This window comes from Nocardia inohanensis NBRC 100128, from assembly GCF_001612945.1.
GTDB classification, from domain to species: Bacteria; Actinomycetota; Actinomycetes; order Mycobacteriales; family Mycobacteriaceae; genus Nocardia; species Nocardia inohanensis.
This window is the reverse complement of record NZ_BDBK01000004.1, coordinates 14,642-30,119: the sequence shown is the minus strand read 5'-3', so window position 1 is coordinate 30,119 and position 15,478 is coordinate 14,642. Positions and strand designations below refer to the sequence as shown.

The 15,478-nt window shown below is 65.9% G+C and carries 16 protein-coding genes and 1 pseudogene; 13 read left to right on the top strand and 4 right to left on the bottom strand.

The window, feature by feature from the left end; genetic code table 11:
- Positions 1 to 112 precede the first annotated feature (112 nt).
- The 5 genes from NI1_RS12230 to NI1_RS12210 are packed head-to-tail and all read left to right on the top strand — an operon-like array spanning position 113 to position 4,863.
- Positions 113 to 1,318: a lipid-transfer protein gene (locus NI1_RS12230; protein WP_067818748.1), complete on the top strand. Its 1,206-nt coding sequence runs from the start codon at positions 113 to 115 to the stop codon at positions 1,316 to 1,318.
- Positions 1,319 to 1,363: 45 nt separating this feature from the next.
- Complete coding sequence (locus NI1_RS12225) at positions 1,364 to 1,801, top strand: type II toxin-antitoxin system Rv0910 family toxin (protein ID WP_067818745.1); 438 nt, start codon at positions 1,364 to 1,366, stop codon at positions 1,799 to 1,801.
- Positions 1,802 to 1,820: 19 nt separating this feature from the next.
- Complete coding sequence (locus NI1_RS12220; protein ID WP_067818742.1) at positions 1,821 to 2,684, top strand: MaoC/PaaZ C-terminal domain-containing protein; 864 nt, start codon at positions 1,821 to 1,823, stop codon at positions 2,682 to 2,684.
- Between the two features lie 21 nt (positions 2,685 to 2,705).
- A complete protein-coding gene (locus NI1_RS12215) occupies positions 2,706 to 3,584 on the top strand; it encodes an SDR family oxidoreductase (protein ID WP_067818739.1) in 879 nt (292 codons plus the stop codon).
- Between the two features lie 19 nt (positions 3,585 to 3,603).
- Entirely contained in the window at positions 3,604 to 4,863 is a 1,260-nt protein-coding gene (locus tag NI1_RS12210; protein ID WP_067818736.1) for an acyl-CoA dehydrogenase family protein, read from the top strand.
- Between the two features lie 313 nt (positions 4,864 to 5,176).
- Here NI1_RS12210 and NI1_RS40105 read toward each other — a convergent pair.
- A pseudogene (locus NI1_RS40105) lies at positions 5,177 to 5,287 on the bottom strand (DUF6879 family protein); the annotation flags it as partial.
- A gap of 282 nt (positions 5,288 to 5,569) precedes the next feature.
- Here NI1_RS40105 and NI1_RS12200 point away from each other — a divergent pair.
- A complete protein-coding gene (locus tag NI1_RS12200) occupies positions 5,570 to 5,893 on the top strand; it encodes a hypothetical protein (RefSeq protein WP_245663184.1) in 324 nt (107 codons plus the stop codon).
- Between the two features lie 42 nt (positions 5,894 to 5,935).
- Here NI1_RS12200 and NI1_RS12195 read toward each other — a convergent pair whose 3' ends face one another.
- On the bottom strand, positions 5,936 to 6,742 hold the full coding sequence (locus NI1_RS12195; protein WP_245663183.1) for an exodeoxyribonuclease III: 807 nt from the start codon (positions 6,740 to 6,742) through the stop codon (positions 5,936 to 5,938).
- A 69-nt stretch (positions 6,743 to 6,811) separates the two neighbouring features.
- Between NI1_RS12195 and ephH the strand changes: the two genes are divergently transcribed.
- The 4 genes from ephH (at position 6,812) to NI1_RS12175 (ending at position 9,955) form a co-directional block, all read left to right on the top strand.
- On the top strand, positions 6,812 to 7,666 hold the full coding sequence (gene ephH, locus NI1_RS12190; protein WP_067818727.1) for an epoxide hydrolase EphH: 855 nt from the start codon (positions 6,812 to 6,814) through the stop codon (positions 7,664 to 7,666).
- A gap of 91 nt (positions 7,667 to 7,757) precedes the next feature.
- Entirely contained in the window at positions 7,758 to 8,261 is a 504-nt protein-coding gene (locus NI1_RS12185) for a guanyl-specific ribonuclease (RefSeq protein ID WP_067818724.1), read from the top strand.
- The gene (locus NI1_RS12180; protein ID WP_067818721.1) at positions 8,261 to 8,752 is read left to right on the top strand and encodes a barstar family protein; all 492 of its coding nucleotides are present in this window, start codon (positions 8,261 to 8,263) and stop codon (positions 8,750 to 8,752) included. The genes NI1_RS12185 and NI1_RS12180 overlap by 1 nt, the downstream gene beginning before the upstream one ends.
- A gap of 66 nt (positions 8,753 to 8,818) precedes the next feature.
- A complete protein-coding gene (locus tag NI1_RS12175; protein ID WP_084523052.1) occupies positions 8,819 to 9,955 on the top strand; it encodes an outer membrane protein assembly factor BamB family protein in 1,137 nt (378 codons plus the stop codon).
- 10 nt (positions 9,956 to 9,965) lie between these two features.
- On the opposite strand, the gene NI1_RS12170 is transcribed toward NI1_RS12175, so the two are convergent.
- Both NI1_RS12170 and NI1_RS39840 read right to left on the bottom strand, forming a co-directional pair.
- Positions 9,966 to 11,594 (bottom strand): YncE family protein, encoded by a 1,629-nt coding sequence (locus NI1_RS12170; protein WP_067818715.1) that lies wholly within the window; start codon positions 11,592 to 11,594, stop codon positions 9,966 to 9,968.
- A 60-nt stretch (positions 11,595 to 11,654) separates the two neighbouring features.
- Positions 11,655 to 12,287: a TetR/AcrR family transcriptional regulator gene (locus NI1_RS39840; protein ID WP_067818712.1), complete on the bottom strand. Its 633-nt coding sequence runs from the start codon at positions 12,285 to 12,287 to the stop codon at positions 11,655 to 11,657.
- 118 nt (positions 12,288 to 12,405) lie between these two features.
- On the opposite strand from NI1_RS39840, the gene NI1_RS12160 reads away from it, so the two are divergent.
- Genes NI1_RS12160 through yhjD form a run of 3 tightly spaced genes read left to right on the top strand, consistent with a single transcriptional unit; the run spans position 12,406 to position 15,464 of the window.
- A complete protein-coding gene (locus NI1_RS12160; protein WP_067818709.1) occupies positions 12,406 to 13,341 on the top strand; it encodes an oxygenase MpaB family protein in 936 nt (311 codons plus the stop codon).
- A gap of 21 nt (positions 13,342 to 13,362) precedes the next feature.
- Entirely contained in the window at positions 13,363 to 14,388 is a 1,026-nt protein-coding gene (gene trpS / locus NI1_RS12155) for a tryptophan--tRNA ligase (protein ID WP_067818706.1), read from the top strand.
- A 38-nt stretch (positions 14,389 to 14,426) separates the two neighbouring features.
- Positions 14,427 to 15,464, top strand: a complete 1,038-nt coding sequence (yhjD, locus tag NI1_RS12150; protein WP_245663182.1) for an inner membrane protein YhjD — start codon at positions 14,427 to 14,429, stop codon at positions 15,462 to 15,464.
- The last annotated feature ends 14 nt before the right edge of the window (positions 15,465 to 15,478 follow it).

The window sequence follows — 15,478 nt, the reverse complement described above, 5'->3', positions numbered from 1 at the left end:
GTAGATAACTGATCTTCGTCGACCCCGAACGCACTCTTGCGTGTTTACATACAGCTTTGTATGTTTGTTTCTGTTCGGTCCAGGGGGACCGACCCTGATCTGAGGGAGTTCGATGACGAACAAGGTCTACGTCGTCGGCGTCGGCATGACGAAGTTCGAAAAGCCGGGGCGGCGCAAGAACGAAGACGGCAGCGACTGGGACTACCCGGACATGGCGCGGGAGTCCGGGACCAAGGCCCTCGCCGACGCCGGAATCGACTACCGCGAGGTCGAGCAGGCTTACGTCGGGTACGTCTACGGCGAATCCACCTCCGGCCAGCGCGCGGTCTACGAACTGGGCATGACCGGCATCCCGGTGGTGAACGTCAACAACAACTGCTCCACCGGTTCGACCGCGCTCTACCTTGCGGCGCAGGCGATCCGGGGCGGCCTGGCGGACTGCACCCTGGCGCTCGGCTTCGAGAAGATGCAGCCCGGCTCGCTCGGCTCCACCTGGGACGACCGCGAGCAGCCGATGGCCAAGCACATCATGGCCCTGGCCGAGATCTCCGAAGTGCTGTTCCCGGTGGCCCCGTGGATGTTCGGCGCGGCCGGGCGCGAGCACATGAAGAAGTACGGCACCACCGCCGAGCACTTCGCCAAGATCGGGTTCAAGAACCACGGGCACTCGGTCAACAACCCGTATTCGCAGTTCCAGGACGCGTATTCGCTCGACGACATCCTGGGCTCGCGGATGATCTACGACCCGCTCACCAAGCTCCAGTGCTCGCCGACCTCCGACGGTTCCGGCGCGGTCATCCTGGCCTCCGAGGAGTTCGTGAACCGGCACGAGCTGGCGGCGCAGGCGGTGGAGATCGTCGGCCAGACCATGACCACCGACTACGCCTCCACCTTCGATGGTTCGGCCAAGAACCTCATCGGCTACGACATGAATGTGCAAGCGGCCGAGAAGGTTTACGCACAGGCGGGTCTCGGCCCCGAGGACTTCCAGGTCATCGAGCTGCACGACTGCTTCTCGGCGAATGAACTGCTGCTCTACGAGGCACTGGGCCTGGCGAAGGAGGGCGAGGCCGGTCATCTCATCGACGCGGGCCAGACCACCTACGGCGGCAAGTGGGTGGTGAACCCGTCCGGCGGGCTCATCTCCAAGGGACATCCTTTGGGCGCAACGGGTTTGGCGCAGTGCAGCGAGCTCACCTGGCAGCTGCGCGGCACCGCCGACAAGCGGCAGGTCGACAACGTCACCGCCGCCCTCCAGCACAACATCGGGCTCGGCGGCGCGGCCGTCGTCACCGCCTACCAGCGCGCGGATCGCTGATCCGCACCGGGACTCGAATCTCCACTTCGCAGAAGGAGCACCATCATGGGACATATCGAAGCCAGCCGTGAACTCAATGCCAGCCCCGACGCCCTGTGGGCCGTCGTCTCCGATCCGCAGACCTGGGACAAGTGGTTCTCCATCCACGAGCGCTGGATGGAGGAGCCGCCGGCCGTGCTGGCGCCGGGTGCGAAGCTGACCGCCAAGATCCTGATGCTCGGCATGGCCAACAAGATCGAATGGGTGGTGGAGAGCGTCGACGCCCCGAATCGACTGGTGCTCAGCGGAACCGGCATGGCCGGGGTCAAGGTGCAGTTCGGCTTCGACATCGCCCCCGAGGGCGCCGGCTCCAAGTTCTCGGTCTCCGGTGATTTCGAGGGCGCGCTGATCAAGGGCGCGCTCGGCAAGGCCGTCGAGAAGGACGGGCTGACCCAGCTCGACCGCACCCTCACCGCCCTCGACGCCCTGGCCACCGCGGCCTGACGGCGAAAGGTCGATCACCATGACCGACAAGGTCATTCGCTTCGATCCCGCCGGACTGAACGTCTGGAGCGACGAGGAACGGTTCGAGGTCACCGCGGAGCGCATCGCCGAATACGCCGCGGCCACCAACGATCCCATCGAAGCGCATCTCAAAGGTGAAGTGGCGCCGCCGATCTTCGGCATCGTCCCGGTCTTCGAGGCCATGATGATGCCGGTGCTCGAAGTGGTGCCGATGGACATCTTCGGCCGGGTCGTGCACGGGGAGCAGGACTTCCACTTCCATCGCCCGATCCGGCCCGGAGACAAGCTGGTCTCGCGCGCCAAGGCGATCGGCTACGAGGGCAAGCCGAACGGGTCCACCATCACCATTCTCATCGAATGCCGGGCCGAGGACGGGGAACTGGTCAACGAGCAGTACCTGACCGCGTTCTTCCGCAATATCGATATCGGTGAGCGGGTGGGTGACAGCGCGCCCGCGCACCGGTTGGACGCGGAGCTCACGCAACAGCCTGCGCTGGCGACGGTTCCGGCGCATGTGGACCTGGATCAGACGTACCGGTACTCCCCGGCGTCGGGCGATCCGGTGCCGCTGCACCTGGACGAGCAGGTGGCCAAGGACGCCGGGCTGCCCGGCATCATCGCGCACGGGCTGTGCACCATGGCCATGTCCTCGTGGGCCGTGCTGACCGCGGTCGGCGGCTCGGATGTGCAGCGGCTCAAGCGTTTCGCGGTCCGGTTCTCCAAGATGGTCTTCCCCGGCGACGACCTGGCCACCCAGATCTGGGCGACCGGCGGCAAGGACGGGGAAACCACTTACGCCTTCCGCACCGTACGCGGTGACGACGTAGTTCTCGGCGACGGCCTGGCCGTGCTCGCCGACTGATTCTTTCCTAGGAGACATTTCATGGGTGCACTCGACGGACGGGTAGCCATCATCACCGGCGCGGGCCGCGGCATCGGGCGTGAGCACGCGCTGCTGTTCGCCCGCGAAGGCGCGGCCGTGGTGGTGAACGATCTGGGCGGCAGCAACGAAGGCGTGGGCGCCGACAGCGGCCCGGCGCACGAGGTCGTCGCGGAGATCACCGCCGCAGGGGGGCGGGCGATCGCCAACGGGGACAATGTCGCGGACTGGCAGGGCGCGAAGAACCTTGTCGACCAGGCGGTTTCGGAGTTCGGCCGACTGGACGTGGTGGTGAACAACGCCGGCATTCTGCGCGACGCCTTCATCGCGGGCATGGACGAGGCGCAATGGGATGCGGTCGTGGCCGTGCACCTCAAAGGCCACGCCGCCGTCCTGCGTCACGCCGCCGGGTACTGGAAGGAACAGTCCAAGGCGGGCAATCAGCCCAATGCCGCGGTCGTCAACACCGCCTCCGCGTCCGGCACCACCGTGCCCAATGCCGGGCAGGGCAACTACGGCGCGGCCAAGGCCGGTATCGCCGCGCTCACCCTGGTCGCGGCGGACGAACTGGCTCGCTACGGGGTGCGCGTGAACGCCATCGCGCCCATCGCCCGCACCCGGCTCACCCTGGCCACCCCGGGCATGGGCGACATGATGAAGGCGCAGGAGGCGAGCCTGGAGGAGGGCGAGTTCGATGCCTTCAGCCCCGCCAATATCTCCCCGCTGGTCGCCTACCTGGCCACCGAGAAGTGCCCGATCACCGGCAAGGTCTTCGCGGTGCAGGGCGGGGCCATCTCGGAGCTGGCGGGCTGGCACGACGTGAAGACCATCGAAACCGAAGGCCCGTGGACCGTCGACGATATCGGCGCGCGCCTGCCCTGAATCAGGTTGGAGAACAACGATGTTCGAATGGTCCGAGACCGATGAAATGATCCGCGGCGCGGTGCGCGGTTTCATCGACAAGGAGATCCGCCCGCACCTGGATGCCCTGGACAGCGGCGAGATGCTGCCGTACCCGATCATCCGGAAGCTGTTCAGCGAGTTCGGGATCGACGTCCTGGGGGAGGAGTCGGTCACCGAACTGCTGGCCAGGCAGCGTAAGCGGGAGGAAGCACTGGCGGCGGGAGAACCGTTGCCGGAGAGGAAGTCCGGCGGCGGAGACGGCGCCTTCTCCGGCCAGGAATCGCTGATGGCGGTGCTGGTCAGCGAATTGTCCGGGGTCTGCATGGGCCTGGTCACCGCCATGGGCGTGAGCATCGGTCTCGGCGCCACCACCATCCTCGGGCGCGGCACGCTCGCCCAGAAGGAACGCTGGGTGGCGGATATCGTGACCATGAAGAAGGTGGCGGCCTGGGCCATCACCGAACCCGACTCGGGCTCGGATGCCTTCGGCGGCATGAAGACCTACGTGCGCCGCGACGGTGAGGACTACATCCTCAACGGCCAGAAGACCTTCATCACCAACGGCCCCTACGCCGACACCGTGGTCGTCTACGCCAAGCTCGACGAGGGCGACGGCGCCGACAAACGCGATCGCAAGGTGCTGACCTTCGTGCTCGACAAGGGCATGGAGGGCTTCACCCAGGGCAAGCCCTTCAAGAAGATGGGCCTGCACGCCTCACCCACCGGCGAACTGTTCTTCGACAATGTGCGTTTGGGCAAAGACCGCCTGCTCGGTGAGACCGAGGAGCACAAGGGCGGCGACGGCCGGGAAAGCGCCCGCTCGAGTTTCACCGCCGAACGCATCGGCGTCGCCTTCATGGCGCTGGGCATCGTGAACGAATGCCACCGGCGCTGTGTGGATTACGCCAGGAACCGCAAACTCTGGGGCCAGGAGATCGGCCGCTTCCAACTGGTACAGCTCAAACTGGCCAAAATGGAAGTAGCCCGAATCAACGTGCAGAACATGGTCTTCATGGCCTTGGAACGTTCCCGCGCCGGCAAACCGCCCACGCTGGCCGAGGCCTCCGCCATGAAGCTGTACTGCTCGGAGATCGCCACCGAGGTCGCCATGGAAGCGGTGCAATTGTTCGGCGGCAACGGCTACATGTCCGAGTACCACGTCGAACAGCTGGCCCGCGACGCCAAGTCCCTGATGATCTACGCGGGCAGCAACGAGATCCAGGTGACGCACGTCGCCAAGGGCCTGCTCGCGCAGTAGTCGCAATGCCGGGATCGGCCTGGTGCATCCGCCCGGCCGATCCCGTGCCCCGGAAGGCTATTCGCTCCGCTCTTCGAGAGCCCTGCGGATCAGTGCGCGGGCAGCATCGCCGGTCACGGACTGGCCGGCATGCCCAGGGTTACGCGTGGCATACCGAGAATCGAGTACAGCCTGTCCAGCTGGCCGATCATGACTTGATCAGTGCCGAATGTGCGCGACAAGAGATTTCATTTCCTGCTGGTGTAGAGGGCCTGCTCACCCATCTCACGGAGTCGCTTACCGAGAGCTTCCCGCTGCTCCTGAACCGAACTGGTCACCGCACGTATTCTGCCAACGGTGTAGCCAGCGCCCAGAGACGCTCTCTGGTCCGCTGGCAGTAGGACACCAGCTCGGGATCAGTACTTACCGCCGCCCCGCCAGGTGAGCGACCGTTCTCTGTGCGGAACCGTAAGCACCCGTAGGCGACTCACGGATACCTGTCGTGCCGTGAGGTCTCGAACGAACCCGGGTCCGTCACCGGTTTGCCGGTAAGTGCGAAGGTACCCCGGCCGGTATCGCTCAGGTGCACGTCCAAGTAGGTGTTCTTTTCGAGGAACCCCAGCAAAGCATGTGGAATCTCCACGATTTCAGTCCGATCCGTCTTCCAAGCGACCACTACGTAGCCGCTGTCCGCAGCGAAAAGCTGCGGGCACTCATCTTTGTTCGAATGTTCGCGTCGGTAATGCGTTACAAGCCAACGTGTCTCGGCTACTTGCGGGTCGATGTGTCCGGGGTAGCTCAGCTTTGGGACGAGAGTCGGATCCGTTGCCTCGCCGAGCGGCTGGGGTACGACTTCGCGGGGATCGTCGTTTTCGACCCGCGGTCGGGGCGGCCGCCATTGGCGCGGTTGAGAGCGCAGGCCAGCCGGTTGGATGCCGAGGCGGTCATCGTTCCGGGACCTGAGCATTTCGAAAGTGGGCAGATTCCGGAGGCTTTGGTGCGGCAGCTGGATGTGGTGACGGTCCATCCGGAAGAGACCTATGCACGATGATCCCCCGGCGCATTGCGACCGCGCCGGGGATCGTGAGGGGATTCAGCGGTACTGGACCGTCACGGGGGCGTGGTCGGACCAGCGCTCGGCGTAGGTGGCGGCGCGTTCGACGACGGCTTGTTTGGCGCGGGTTGCGATTTCGCCGCGGGCCAGCTGGTAGTCGATGCGCCAGCCGGCGTCGTTGTCGAAGGCGCGGCCGCGGTAGGAGTGCCAGGAGTACGGGCCGGGGATGCCGGGGTGGAGGTCGCGGACCACGTCGCGGTAGCCGGCTTCGAGCATCGAGGAGACCCAGGCGCGTTCGCCGGGGAGGAAGCCGGCGTTCTTGAGATTGCCCTTCCAGTTCTTGATGTCGAGCTCGGTGTGGCCGATGTTCCAGTCGCCGCTGATCACGAAATCTCGGGTGATGGCGGTCATGCGGGCGCCGACGGCGTCGAGGAAGCGGTACTTCTCGTCCTGCATGGGGGTGTCGGCTTCGCCGGTGTGGACGTAGACGCTGGCGACGGTGAGATCGCCGAAGTCGGCTTCGATGTAGCGGCCGGTCTCCGCGAATTCGGTTACCGGGGTCCAGGTTCCGTCGATCTCCATGCCGACGCCGACCCGGACGGCTTCCGGTTCGCGGCGGGAGAGGATGGCGACGCCCGCGCGGCCCTTCACGCCCGGTTCGGCGTGGCTGAGAATCCAGCCGGCATCCAGGGCGGGAGCCAGCGCGCTACGGGTTTGCTCGTCGGTCGCGCGGGTCTCTTGAAGGCAGATGAAATCGGCTTCGGTGGCCGCTAGCCAGGGCAGCAGTCCCTTACCTGCCGCCGCACGGACCCCGTTCACGTTGACTGTACTCAGGATATTGGCCACCCTACGACCGTACAATGCGGTCATCCACACTTCTCCGCGGACATCGAGGTCCAGGAAGGGGTGACGACGATGACGTCAGGCACCACACCGCCCACACCCCCGCTCGCGCCCATGAAGGCGATTCACACCGGGTCCGGAGACCCGCTGCTCCTATTGCACGGGTTCATGATGTCGCCGCACTGCTGGGAGCAGGTGGCGCAACGCATGGCCGGGCATTGCGAGGTGTTCGCTCCGGCCTTCACCGGGCATTGGGGCGGACCCGATTTCGAGGGCTGGTATCTCGATGTCAGTACCCTTGCCGACCGGGTCGAGGACCAGCTGGACGAATTGGGCTGGCGCACCTGCCATATCGCGGGCAATTCGCTCGGCGGCTGGGTTGGGTTCGAATTGGCCCGGCGGGGACGCGCCCGCACGCTCACCGCTATCGCGCCGGCGGGCGGCTGGCAATCGCCTTCGCTGATCCAGTTCCGGGTCGGGGCCAAATTCCTGTCGCTGGTGCCGTTCGTGGAGATCGGCAAGCATCTGCCGCACGCCATCGCGTTCAGCGCGCCGGTGCGGCAGGCGGTGGCGATGATCCTGAGCAAGAACGGGAGCAACGCACCACGCCGCGGTATCGAAGCGGCCATCACCTCGGCCATGAACTGCAAGGCCATGCTGCCGATGCTGGCCGGGTCGCTGCGGTATCCGGCGCTGGAGGACCTGTCCACGCTGAAAACGCCTGTCCGGCTGCTCATGTGCGAACACGATCGGGTGATCCCCAACCGGGTGTACGCGCGGCGGTTCCTGGAGGAGCTACCGGATTGGTCCGATCGCATCCTGGTGCACGACGTCGGGCATGTGCCGATGCTGGAAGCGCCGGATCGCATCGCCACGCTGATCGCCGAGCACGTCTATGCGAGCCGCACTCGCCTGCGCGCGGTCTGACGCCGAGACACCGCCGCTCCGGTCCGGCGGCGGCAAGCTGTCACGCCGGTGACGTAGATTCGTCTGTCATGACCGATCGCTTCGAGCGCAAGTGAAGATCTCCCCGAAGCTGCGCGCCTGGTTGTTGCTGGGCGTCGCGGTCGCCATGCTGCTGGTCGCCGTGCTCGTGTCGCGCGGTGGTGACAAGGACAACGCGGCACCCTCGAACACCAAGGCGACCGCTACCTCTACGGCACCGAAACCGGGAACCGATGCGAAGTCGCCCGCGGCGACCGCCAAACCCGGTGGCGGGGCGGTCGCTTCGCGTGCGCCCGGGGTGCCGGACAAGGCTTATGCGACGCTCGCCGAGATCGACGCGGGCCGCTGGCCGGATTCCGCCGGTGCGCCCGGCACCAAGGGCGGTGACACCTGGATGAATCGCGACCGGACGCTGCCCACTCAGGATTCCGCGGGGAAACGCATCACCTATCAGGAATGGGACGTCAATCCGAAGAAGCGCGGGCAGGATCGGGATGCCGAGCGGATTGTCACCGGGTCCGACGGGACCGCCTGGTACACCGCCGACCACTACCGGACTTTTACGAGGATGCGCTGATGTCGAAGCCCATGTCGCTTTCGCAGTTCCTCTCCGCCTCAGCTGATTCCGGTGTCGGCGCTGCCGCGCCCGCCTCGGTGCTGGGGGTCCTGCCGATCGGGGCGGCCGAGTTCTCTGGTGTTCGTGGTCGCATTCCGTCGGACTATCTGGCCCGTGAAGTTCGTGGCCGTCGTATGCGGACGGTCGCGGAGGTGTTCGACGAATTCGCGGCCGCGTTCCAGTTCCCCTATTACTTCGGGGAGAACAAGGATGCGTTCGATGAATGTCTGCGCGATCTGGACGAATTCGTCGGGGCGGCGCGGGGGTATGTGGTCGTGGTGCGCAATGCCGCGCTGCTGCTGGACGAAGAGCCCGGTGATCGCGGCTGGTTCGCCGAGGCCATGACCGATGCGGCGGCGGCTTGGGCGAAGCAGGGCGTGGTGTTCCGGGTGGTGCTTCAGGACGCCACTCCGCCCGGGCTCGACGCGGTCGCTTTGACGCTCGCCGATTGACCGTCAGGATCAGGCAATTCGGCGAAATGGGACTGCGTATGCGGGTGGCCCTCATATAGTCAGGCCGTGCTAGAACCTGTTGCAGTTTCACTGCTCAGCCGTCGAAAACTACTGATCAACAGTGCTTTTCTGCTGGCAGGCGGCCTCTCCGCGACATCCTGTGGCCCGGTCGCGGCGGTGGGCGAGACCTCCGCTTCGGGGACCATCGCCTGGCGTTACGGGCTGGAGAACGAACAGCTCCTGGCCCTGCGCTACGGCAAGGGGGTGGTGCTCGCGGGAACCAGCGCGGGTATCACCGGCATCGATGCCGAGACCGGCAAGAAACTGTGGCAGACCCCGATAGTCGGTCCCGGCGCGATGGGTTTTACAGACGACGGCATCGTCTACGCCTGCGGCACCGAGCCCGACGGTGAGCGCGTCATCGCCCTGGATGTGGTTTCCGGCCAACGCAAATGGTCGTTCGACGCCCCCGGCGACACCACCCTGGTGGGCGTCCACGGCAGCCGTGACGGCATCGTCTACCTCATTATTTCCAGCCGATCCGGCCACCGGGAAATCGCGGCCGTCGATGCCTCCGCGCGCACCGTCCGGTGGACCGTCGCCTGTCCCACCGAGAACACCTCCCTGTACATCCCGCCCGCCGGCTCGCTGATCTACAGCTCCCGTGACAACGGCAGCGACCTCCTCGCCCTGGATATCGAAAACAACGGCGCGACAGCCTGGTCGAGACAAGACGACTCCGCCATCCACTCCACCACCATCGGCACCGGCTTCGTCTCCGGCGTCATCCTCGCCGCCGACGGTTCCCGCACCATCTCCGGCCTGGACCCGAAAACCGGTGCACTCCTCTGGAAAACGGCCGAGCTGGCCACTCCCGCCGATGCCGTCTTCTCGGCCGCGGACACCTACTACCGCTGCGACGGCACCAAACTCCAAGCCCTCCGCCCGGGCGCCGAAGCCACGGTCCTGTGGACCCTCACCGTCTCCGACAAAGCCGAAGCCCACAATGCCGCCGGCTACCTCGACTCCGGAGCCTGCTATTTCCTGGCCGCGAACACTCTGCGCGCCATAGACGCCCGCACCGGCAATCCCCGATGGTCCCGGATCGTCGACGACCCCTCACCGGATCTGCCTTTCACCGTCGGCGAATCGCACGCATACTTGGCCTCTTCCGCTTCCGAAGTGACCGCCGTGGTTCGCTGACCAGCACCGCTCAGCGCGAAATCTGGTGGATGGCATCGGCTTCGATCGCATAGACGCGATGGGTGACGGGATCGAGGATCACGCCTTCCACCGTGCCGACGGCATCGCCCGAAGCGAAGGTGACCGATGCGGTGACCGCGCTGGTCCGGGTATCCAGCACGCGCACCCACCCTTTACGTGGATTCTGATCGCCCTGGCCTTGGGTCTGCTCGGCGATATAGAGACTGTGGTCGGCGGTATCGATCGCGACGCCCCACGCCGACTCCGACAGCCGCACGGTGGATCGAATCGTTCCGCTCGCGGTGTCGATCGTTTTCAGAACTCGGAATTCGTCGACCGAACTCGATTTCTCGTCGCCGATCGCATACAGGGTGTGCGCCGCCGCATCGAGCGCCAGCCCGCGAATCCGATCGCCGAACGGGATCGTGGCCGTCACCGCCATCCGCGCACCGTCGATGACGTAAACCGAAGCGCGTCTTTCGAATCCGAGGTACACGACATGGGTGGCCGGGTCGATCACCATGTCGTAGGCATCGCCGGGGACGGATATCGAGCCGACCACGCTGTTCGACGCGGTATCGATGACCCCGATCGAGTCCCGAGGATCCGATGTCGAGCGATCGCCGATCTCTCCGAAGTAAAGGCGTTGCGCCGCAGCGTCGATCGCGAGTTTCCACACCCGCTGCACGAACGGAATCGTGGCGCTGACGGACTTCGTGTCGGTGTCGATCACGGTGATCCTGCCCTCGGTGGCACTCTCCCCGTTGCTCGACACATACAGCCGATGGGTCGCCGGATCGAATGCCATTCCGTACGCGCTGGAACCGACCCGAATCGTGGCCGTCACCGACCCGGTACGAGTATCGATGAACCGGACATTGTCATCCCATGCGGCCGCATACACGGTGTCCGCGTACGCGGCGAAGGCGAAGGAGGGCACCTCGAGCGGAATCCGCTTGCGCACAGTGGGTGTGGCGCCGACCGCGTTGCTGTGGTGATAGTTCGGAATCAATATCCCCAGCGAAGCCACGAGCGCCGCAACCACCACCGCGCCACCGAGGACCAGCGCTCGCCGTCCCCCGGCTCCGCCTCCCTCCGGGCGCCGCCCGATCAGCTCCAGCGCCGGCTCCGGAAACAATTGACGCGGCAATGCCACGCCGTGCGCGCCCCGTGCCCGCAGAAACACCGTTCCGCCGAGGGCGAAGAAATCCCGGACCTGGTCGTAGGCGATCACGGTGGTCCCGGTCGCCAATCCGATTTCCATCGAATCCCGCAGGTAGCGAATCGACATCGCGGCACCGGGCGAGGCATACGCCATAACCCTGCGATTACGCAGAAACATCTGCACGACGGTCAGCAGTAACCCGATGACGACCGTGACGGCCAGCAGTCCGAAATACAGTCCGATCAGCTTTGTGACCCAGGCGTCCGAACGGCTGGCGGCCGACACGACATTGAAGATCTGCCGGCCCATCAGAATCAACGGAACCGCCGCGACGAACCCCAGGGACGCCGGTGACCGCCATCGCGCCACCGCCGCCGCCCGGCTCAGCCGCAATCCCGAATCCGTGTCCGCGACAACCGTTGCGGACACCAGCACCGCTTCCGATGGCGTAGCCGCCCGCGTCGATTGATTCATCGCCCCCCGCTCCGTTCCTCGGGGCGACGATATCCAGCCGCGCGGCGGCAGTCCAACCGATCAGTATCGGCGGGCGAGGTCTTCGGCGAGGAGGACGAAAACGTCTGTGGTTTGGTCTATCAAGGCGTCCCGGGTCATGGGGAGGTCGCCTTGGAGCCAGGTGGTGAGGGTTTGGACCAGGCCGCCTACGAGGTAGGTGGCTCGGAAGTTGATGACGGGGTCGGGGTCGGCGGCGGTGAGGCCGTAGAAGTCGATGCCTTCGGCGGCGACCAGGTTGGCGAAGGCTCGGATGGTGTGGGTAGTGCGGGTTCGTAATTCGGGGGTGGCGGAGGAGACGAGGAGGGCTACCCGGGCTTTGCGGGGGTCGTCGGTGAGGACGTGGATGCCGGCGGTGATGGCGGCGTGGGCTTTGGCGCGGGTGTCGGAGGGGGCCGATTGGACGGCGACTATCAGGGCGGAGGCGAGTTCTTCGGCGATGGCGTCGAAGACGGCGGACAGGACCGCTTCGCGGCTGTCGAAGTTCTCGTAGTAGTAGCGCTCGTTGAGGCCGGCGCGGGTGCAGAGGGCGGCGACGGTGAGTTTCTCCAGGGGCTGGGTGCCGAGGATGTCGAGGGCGGCGTCGAGCAGGGCCGCGCGGCGTTGGGTGCGGCGTTCTTCGGCGGAGATGCCGCCGTAGGTCCGTTGGCCGGTCACGGATCGATTCTGGCATGGCAGCAATTCTGGTAGTAGGGGTTGCCAGAATGGGGATGGTGGGGGACTCTGTTTTCAGATGTGCTGGGACGTGCGTCACAGCTGTATTTGGGAGGCAACGATGCCTGCGCAGGCCGGTTACTTCGGTGAGGACTCGATGATCAGGCGCGTCATGCGCCGGCGGGCGGTCGGGCTGACCTACGGGCAGCGGGCGTTGGTGATCGGGGCCGTGCATCCGCTGCTGTATGTGGGAACGGCGGAGAACACGCAGCATCGGACCACGCCCTACACCCGGCTCGCGTTGACCGGGCGGTTGTTCGAGGCGGTTTCGCTGGGCACCCGGGACGAGGCCGATCGGGCGCGGGCCTTCACACGTAAACGGCATGCACCGGTACAGGGGAAGCTGCCCGAGGACGCGGGGGAGCGGAATCCGGCGGGGACCGATTACTCGGCGCACGATCCGCACCTGATGTTCATGACCATGGCATTCACCTTCGATTCCGCCGAGGTCATGCACGATCTGCTGGTGCGCAGGCTGACCGCGACCGAACGCGAAGGGCTGTACCAGGATTACATCCGATGGGGTGAGCTGTTCGGGATGCGGCGCGAGGCCGCGCCGCCCACCTATCGCGAATTCCGGGCGTACTTCGACGGGTATCTGGCCTCGGACGAACCCTTCCTCACCGACGAAGCCCGGCTGGTCGGCGGATATCTGATGGGCCAGCGGGTCGCGCATCCGCTGCCATTGCCCTTGCAGCAGGCCATGTCCGGTTTCGCCCTGCTGGTGCAGGGCAGCCTGCCCGAGCGGGTGCGGGAGATGTACCGGCTGAACTGGGGCATCAAGGAAGAACTCGCCTTCCGCGGACTCGCGCGGGCGGTGCGAACCGCGCATCTGGAACCACCGCTGGTGGGCAGCCCGCTCACCCGTCCGATGACCGGCCCCAGCTATCCCCTCTACAAGCTCGCCACCCGCCGCGAACAGCAGCTCGTGGGCGCCGGCAAGCCGAGCATGCCGGGCGTGGACCCGCGCAACCGGGTGGACCGACACTCCGCGTAACCGACATGCGAAGATCGGGGCATGTCGAGTCCTGTACCAGCCGCCGAACGCAAGCAGCGGGTCCTGTCGGGGATCCAGCCGACCAGTGATTCGTTCCACCTCGGCAATTACCTTGGCGCACTTCAGAACTGGGTGCGTCTCCAGGACGATTACGACGCCTTCTACTTCATTCCGGACCTGCACGCCATCACGGTGGCGCAGGACCCGAAGGAACTGCGCAAGCGCACCAAGCTGTCAGCCGCCCAGCTGTTCGCCCTCGGCGTGGACCCCAAGAAATCCACCCTGTTCGTGCAGTCCCAGGTCCCCGAGCACGCCGAGCTGGCCTGGGTGCTGAACTGCATCACCGGCTTCGGCGAGGCCAGCCGCATGACCCAGTTCAAGGACAAGTCGGTCCGCCAGGGCGCGGACAACGCGACCGTGGGCCTGTTCACCTACCCGGTGCTGATGGCCGCCGACATCCTGCTCTACCGCGCCAACCTGGTGCCGGTCGGCGAGGATCAGCGCCAGCACCTGGAGCTGACCCGAAACCTGGCGCAGCGCTTCAACACTCGCTACAAGAAGACCTTCCTGGTGCCGGAGCCGTACATGACCACCGGCACCGCCAAGATCTACGACCTACAGGATCCGACCTCGAAGATGAGCAAGTCGGCCAATACCGACGCCGGCCTGCTCAACCTGCTCGACGATCCCAAGGTCTCGGCCAAGAAGATCCGCTCCGCCGTCACCGACACCGAGCGCGAGATCAAATACGATCCGGAGACCAAGCCGGGCGTGAGCAATTTGCTGGTGATTCTCAGCTCGCTCACCGACACCCCGATCGTCACGCTCGAACAGGATTACGCCGGTAAAGGCTACGGTGACCTCAAGTCGGATACCGCCGACGCGCTCGTCGAGTTCGTCACTCCGCTGCGCGCGAAGGTGGAAGAATACATGTCCGACCAGGGCGAACTCGACCGCATCCTCGCCGCCGGCGCGGAGCGGGCCCGAGAGGTTTCCGGGAAGACGCTAGCGCAGGTGTACGACCGGGTCGGGTTCCTGGCCCGCTGATCCGGTCGCCGCCGCGCCGAAGTGCGGAGGTGTGCGGGTTGTTCGGCAAGATCGTCGGGTCGGTCAAGGCGTGGATCGAGAGGCAGATCCAGCGGCGGCCGTGGCTCGACCATGTGGTGCGCGCGGCGGGCCGGTATCAGCGCCGGCGCGGCGACTATTACGCCGCGGGCATCACCTATTTCACGGTGCTGTCGCTGTTTCCGCTGCTGATGGTGGGTTTCGCGGTGGCCGGCTTCGTGCTGGCGCGGAACCCGGAGTGGCTCACCGACATTCAGGACAAGATCGTCGAGAACATTCCCGGCTCGGCGGGTGATTCGGTCAACGACCTGATCGACCAGGCGGTGGAATCGCGCACCGGCGTAGGCGTTATCGGTTTGTTCACCGGCGCGTACGCCGGTCTGGGCTGGATCGCGAACCTGCGCGCCGCGCTCACCGAACAGTGGGACCAGCCCGCCCAGCCGCGCAATTTCGTGGTCAGCAAGCTGTCGGATCTGCTGGCGCTGCTGGGCTTGTTCCTGGCCATCGGCGTCTCGATCGGCCTGTCGGTGCTGGCCTCCAGCGGGCTGATCCGCACGCTGCTGAAGAACTACGGCATCACCGAATCGCCTTGGATCACAGTGCTGCTCACCCTGCTGTCGCTGCTGCTGGCGATCGGGGCGAACTGGGCCGTGCTGGTGTGGATCATCGCCCGCATGCCGCGCCATCCGGTCACCTTCCGCAGTGCCGCGCGGGCGGCGCTGCTGGCGGCCATCGCCTTCGAGGCGTTCAAACAGCTGGCCTCGATCATCTTGAAATCGGTGGTCACCGGCCCCGCGGGCGCGGTCTTCGGCCCGATCATCGGCCTGATGGTCTTCAGCTACATCACCGCGCGAATCATCCTGTTCGCCACCGCCTGGGCCGCCACCGCCGCGGAAAACGAAGTGCCGGCCGATATTCCGCCGCCCGCCCCGGCCGTCATCGAACCCCGGGTGGCGGGTCCGGCGGTCACGGCCGGGGTGGGAGCGGTGCTGCTGGGCACCGGTGCAATGGTGGGAGCGGTTGCGGGAGCGCTGGTTTCGGCATTGCGCCGCCGCTGACCCGCAACGGCCGC

Bases quoted from the DNA above. Each gene is read 5' to 3' on its own strand.
- NI1_RS12210 (WP_067818736.1), top strand. From the start codon at position 3,604: ATGTTCGAATGGTCCGAGACCGATGAAATGATCCGCGGCGCGGTGCGC.
- NI1_RS12220 (WP_067818742.1), top strand. From the start codon at position 1,821: ATGACCGACAAGGTCATTCGCTTCGATCCCGCCGGACTGAACGTCTGG.
- NI1_RS12170 (WP_067818715.1), bottom strand. From the start codon at position 11,594: ATGAATCAATCGACGCGGGCGGCTACGCCATCGGAAGCGGTGCTGGTG.
- NI1_RS12225 (WP_067818745.1), top strand. From the start codon at position 1,364: ATGGGACATATCGAAGCCAGCCGTGAACTCAATGCCAGCCCCGACGCC.
- NI1_RS12215 (WP_067818739.1), top strand. From the start codon at position 2,706: ATGGGTGCACTCGACGGACGGGTAGCCATCATCACCGGCGCGGGCCGC.
- NI1_RS12160 (WP_067818709.1), top strand. From the start codon at position 12,406: ATGCCTGCGCAGGCCGGTTACTTCGGTGAGGACTCGATGATCAGGCGC.
- NI1_RS12180 (WP_067818721.1), top strand. From the start codon at position 8,261: ATGTCGAAGCCCATGTCGCTTTCGCAGTTCCTCTCCGCCTCAGCTGAT.
- NI1_RS12200 (WP_245663184.1), top strand. From the start codon at position 5,570: ATGTTCGCGTCGGTAATGCGTTACAAGCCAACGTGTCTCGGCTACTTG.
- NI1_RS12230 (WP_067818748.1), top strand. From the start codon at position 113: ATGACGAACAAGGTCTACGTCGTCGGCGTCGGCATGACGAAGTTCGAA.
- ephH (WP_067818727.1), top strand. From the start codon at position 6,812: ATGACGTCAGGCACCACACCGCCCACACCCCCGCTCGCGCCCATGAAG.
- trpS (WP_067818706.1), top strand. From the start codon at position 13,363: ATGTCGAGTCCTGTACCAGCCGCCGAACGCAAGCAGCGGGTCCTGTCG.